Origin of the sequence: Microbacterium sp. B19 (assembly GCF_000333395.1) — a bacterium.
Classification (GTDB): domain Bacteria; phylum Actinomycetota; class Actinomycetes; order Actinomycetales; family Microbacteriaceae; genus Microbacterium.
Window position 1 is genome coordinate 1 of the sequence record NZ_BADA01000164.1, and the last position, 4,016, is coordinate 4,016.

6 protein-coding genes are annotated in these 4,016 nt (G+C 70.3%); 3 read left to right on the top strand and 3 right to left on the bottom strand.

Going from position 1 to position 4,016, the window contains the following annotated elements; translation table 11 throughout:
* Both I5G_RS06470 and I5G_RS06475 read right to left on the bottom strand, forming a co-directional pair.
* Positions 1 to 1,050, bottom strand: a 1,050-nt coding sequence (locus I5G_RS06470) for a ferric reductase-like transmembrane domain-containing protein (protein ID WP_022878333.1), incomplete at its 3' end; no start/stop codon positions are given.
* An 81-nt stretch (positions 1,051 to 1,131) separates the two neighbouring features.
* The gene (locus tag I5G_RS06475; protein WP_022878334.1) at positions 1,132 to 1,959 is read right to left on the bottom strand and encodes an SDR family NAD(P)-dependent oxidoreductase; all 828 of its coding nucleotides are present in this window, start codon (positions 1,957 to 1,959) and stop codon (positions 1,132 to 1,134) included.
* 186 nt (positions 1,960 to 2,145) lie between these two features.
* On the opposite strand from I5G_RS06475, the gene msrB reads away from it, so the two are divergent.
* The 3 genes from msrB to I5G_RS06490 all read left to right on the top strand — a co-directional run bounded on the left by msrB (position 2,146) and on the right by I5G_RS06490 (position 3,650).
* A complete protein-coding gene (msrB, locus tag I5G_RS06480) occupies positions 2,146 to 2,604 on the top strand; it encodes a peptide-methionine (R)-S-oxide reductase MsrB (RefSeq protein WP_022878335.1) in 459 nt (152 codons plus the stop codon).
* 38 nt (positions 2,605 to 2,642) lie between these two features.
* Positions 2,643 to 3,197 carry a peptide-methionine (S)-S-oxide reductase MsrA gene (gene msrA / locus I5G_RS06485; RefSeq protein WP_022878336.1) on the top strand — a complete coding sequence of 185 codons (555 nt, stop codon included), beginning with the start codon at positions 2,643 to 2,645 and terminating at the stop codon, positions 3,195 to 3,197.
* An 84-nt stretch (positions 3,198 to 3,281) separates the two neighbouring features.
* Entirely contained in the window at positions 3,282 to 3,650 is a 369-nt protein-coding gene (locus tag I5G_RS06490) for a GntR family transcriptional regulator (protein ID WP_022878337.1), read from the top strand.
* Here the strand turns inward: I5G_RS06490 and I5G_RS21060 are convergent.
* The coding region (locus I5G_RS21060) for a carboxymuconolactone decarboxylase family protein (protein WP_022878338.1) at positions 3,647 to 4,016 on the bottom strand (370 nt) is incomplete at its 5' end. The two genes, I5G_RS06490 and I5G_RS21060, sit on opposite strands and share 4 nt — an antisense overlap.

Sequence of the window (4,016 nt, forward strand, 5' to 3'; positions counted from 1 at the left end):
GATGAGCAGCAGCTTGCGACCGGTGCGGGCGTCGGTCGTCATCTCGCCGTACGTTCCCTCGATCAGGACACGGGTGCCGGAGCGGACGGATGCCAGCCGCGCGGTGCCGTCGCCGACGAGCCGCGCCGCGATCGTGAGGGAGCCGCCGTCCGGGGCGGCGGCGAGCGAGAACGGGTGCCCGCGGGTCCAGCCCGGGCCGTCGAGGAACCGCCACACGAAGAACTGGCCCGCGCGCACCGGCATCCGGTGCAGTGCCCGTCCGGTCATGGTCACGGCCACTCCACGGTCACCGTCGCGCGTGACGGCCGAGACGCGGAGGCCGTGCCGCAGCGACCGCACGAGCGGCAGGCCGACGCGGAACACGAGGACGGCGGCCGCCGTCGCGCCCCACAGCACCCACCAGTACACCGACGCGAGCGGGTGCGCGGTGAAGTCCGCACCGGTCCACAGCATGTGCGGAACGGCGAGGCCGATCCCGAGGTAGCCGTAGAGGTGGAGGAGGTGCCACGACTCGTACCGCAGCTTGCGACGTGCTCGGCGGAGCGATGTGGCGACGACCAGCAGCAGGAGACCGGTCCCGGCGGTGGCGAGCAGCATGCCCGGGTAGTCCCAGACGAACTCCCACAGCTGCACGATGGGGTTCACGCTCGCAGCCGCGGCGTAGCCCAGGGTCTGCAGCACGATGTGCGCGGAGAACAGCGCGAAGGACCAGAACCCGACGAGCCGGTGCATCCGGGTGATCCCGTCCCGCCCGAAGCCGCGCTCGAACACCGGCACCCGGGCCATGAGGAGCACCTGGTACATCAGCAGGTTCGCCGACACCAGACCGCACAGGCGTCCGAGGGTGTTCAGGGTCTCGGCATCCATCGCGAGAAGGGACTGGATGCCACCCCCTGCGACCCACAGAGCCACCACCGCGAGGCTCGAGAGCCAGATCAGCGCGGTCGCGGCGAGGTTCCAGCCGAGCCGAGCCCGCGGACGCACGACCCGGGCGCGGCGAGGCCGCGAGGCGGGGAGCTCCACGGGAAGGGGAACGGTGGTGGTGGTCATGTCGTCAGAATGGCGGCCACCCTCCCAGAGTTCGCCAAGAATTCGGCATCCTGGGTCATCCCATAGGAAACGGACAGCTCGTCAGGGGGCGAGACCGACGAGTTCGGCGCTGCGATCCCACAGGAGCCGGGCCAGAGCGGGGTCGTCCGCGCGTCGATGCGTGCGCGCTGGCTTGTTGTTCGCGTAGAAGCCGCCGGGCTGCCAGTCGACGCCGGGCTTGCCGAGCGCGAGCCAGGTGAGGCGGGCGCCGCCGACGTCGGTCGAGGTCATGAAGCGTTCGGCGAGCGGACCGCCGTAGAGGAACTTCCACGATCCGCTGCCGGTCGACCCGAAGCTCGAGGCGATCACGCCCGGGTGGTATGCGACGGCGGAGAGTCCCGCGTCGCCGAAGCGCCGGTTCAGTTCCTTCGTGAAGAGCACGTTCGCGAGCTTCGCGTTGCCGTACGCGCGCGACGCCGAATAGTGCCGCTCCCCCTGCAGGTCGTCGACGTCGAAGCGGGAGAACAGGCGGGCGGCGGCGCTGGAGGTCTGGATCACCGACGCGCGCGACTCGAGCAGCGTCTCGCGCAGCAGGTTCGTGAGGAGGAACGGCGCGAGGTGGTTCACCTGGAACGTGACCTCGAACCCGTCGCCCGTGAGCTTCCGGTCGCCGAAGATCCCGCCGGCGTTGTTGGCGAGCACGTCGATGCGGGGATACTCGGCGCGCAGCGTCTCGGCGAGCTCGCGCACCTGGGCGAGGTCGGAGAAGTCCGCGGTGAACGAGCGCACCCCGAGCGCGTCGGCGACCCGTCGCGTCTTGTTGGGGTTACGGCCCACGACCACGACCTCCTCGCCGATCTCGTGCAGCTGGCGGGCCGCGGCCGCGCCGATTCCGTCGCTGGCTCCGGTGATCACGATCGTGCGGGGCATGGGTCCTCCTGAGGGGTCGACGTCACGGTAGCGAGCGCACCTGTGTCGGATCCGGGGCTTGCCCTCGGCATCCGGAACCCCCGAGAACTCACAGCGCGCTCCCAGCCCCACGGGACCAAAACCGCAGCGCTCCGCGTTCTCCTCAGTGATGCCTGAAGCGGGCATCGCAGGCGAAAGGACCACACCGTGACCACGGAGTACCGCAAGACGTCGGAGGCGCTCGGGCGCCTCACCGACCGCCAGTTCGCCGTCACGCAGGACGACGCGACGGAGCCGCCGTTCCGCAACGAGTACTGGGACAACCACGAGCAGGGGATCTACGTCGACGTCGTGTCGGGGCAGCCGCTGTTCTCCTCGACCGACAAGTTCGACAGCGGGTCGGGCTGGCCGAGTTTCACCAAGCCCATCGACGCCACCGCCGTCGTGGAGAAGACCGACCGGACGCTGTGGATGAAGCGCACCGAGGTGCGTTCCAGCGGTGCCGACAGCCACCTCGGCCACGTCTTCGACGACGGCCCCCGCCAGGCCGGTGGGCTGAGATACTGCATGAACTCGGCGGCGCTGCGGTTCGTGCCCGTGGCGGAGCTCGAGGAGCAGGGCTACGGCGACTTCCTGTCCCTGTTCCGCGAGACCCGAGCCTCATGAACCTCTTCCCCTTCCGTAACCGCAAAAGGAGCAACACCATGACCAGCGGACCCACCGACTCCGGCGAGATCACCCGCCGTCCCGGCACCGAGACCGCCGTCCTCGCGGGCGGCTGCTTCTGGGGCGTCGAGGACCTCATCCGTCGCCAGCCCGGCGTGCTCGACACGCGCGTCGGCTACACCGGCGGATCGAACGATCACGCGACCTACCGCAACCACCCCGGTCACGCCGAGGCCGTCGAGATCGTGTTCGACCCCACCAAGACGTCGTACCGCGACATCCTGGCGTTCTTCTTCCAGATCCACGACCCGTCGACCCTGAACCGTCAGGGCAACGACATCGGCACGAGCTACCGGTCCGCGATCTTCCCGCTCTCCCCGGAGCAGGAGCGGGTCGCGCGCGACACCATCGCCGACGTCGACGCGTCGGGCATCTGGCCCGCGAAGGTCGTCACGACCATCGAGCCCGAGGCTCCCTTCTGGGAGGCCGAGCCCGAGCACCAGGACTACCTGATCCGCATCCCCAACGGCTACACGTGCCACTTCGTGCGCCCCGGTTGGGTGCTGCCCAAGCGCGAGGACGCGACCGCGTAAGTCTCGGAAGGGGGCCCGGATGCCATGGCATCCAGGCCCCCTTGTCGTTTCCCACGCGCCGACGGTTGGTACGGTGGCGGCACCATGGACATCCGCGTCGACGCCGCCTCCGCCACACCGCCGTTCGCGCAGGTGCGCGCGCGGATCATCGCGCTGATCGACAGCGGCGAGCTGCCGACCGGGACGCGGCTGCCCCCGGTGCGTACGCTCGCAACCGACCTCGGCCTCGCCGCGAACACCGTCGCGCGCGTCTACAAAGAGCTCGAAGAGGCGCGTTTCGTCGAGACCCGCGGCCGCGCAGGAACGTTCGTCTCGGCGGGGACGGATGCCACGCGCGCCCGTGCCGCCGACGCCGCGGCCGCATTCGCCCGCGCGATGGGCGACCTCGGCGTCGCGCCGGCGGACGCGCTCGATCTGGCGCGGGCGGCGCTGGGGAACGAGAGCGGGCGCTAGCCGACCGGCAGGAGTCCGCGCTCGCCGAAGACCTTCTTGGCGACGAACGTCGCGTTCAGCGCACGCGGGAAGCCGCAGTAGACGGACGCGTGCAGCAGCGCCTCGACGATCTGCTCCGGCGTGAGCCCGACGTTCAGGGAGGCGTTGACGTGGACCTCGAGCTGCGGCTCGCAGCCGCCGAGCGCCGTGAGCATGCCGAGGGTCACGAGTTGCCGATCGCGCGGGTCGAGTCCCGGCCGGGCATAGATCTCGCCGAACCCCCATGCGACGACCTGGTGACCCAATTCGGGCGAAATGTCGGCGAGGGCGTCGATGACGTTCGCCCCGGCGGCGCCGTCAATCTCGTCGNAACCGCCCGGCCGAGGC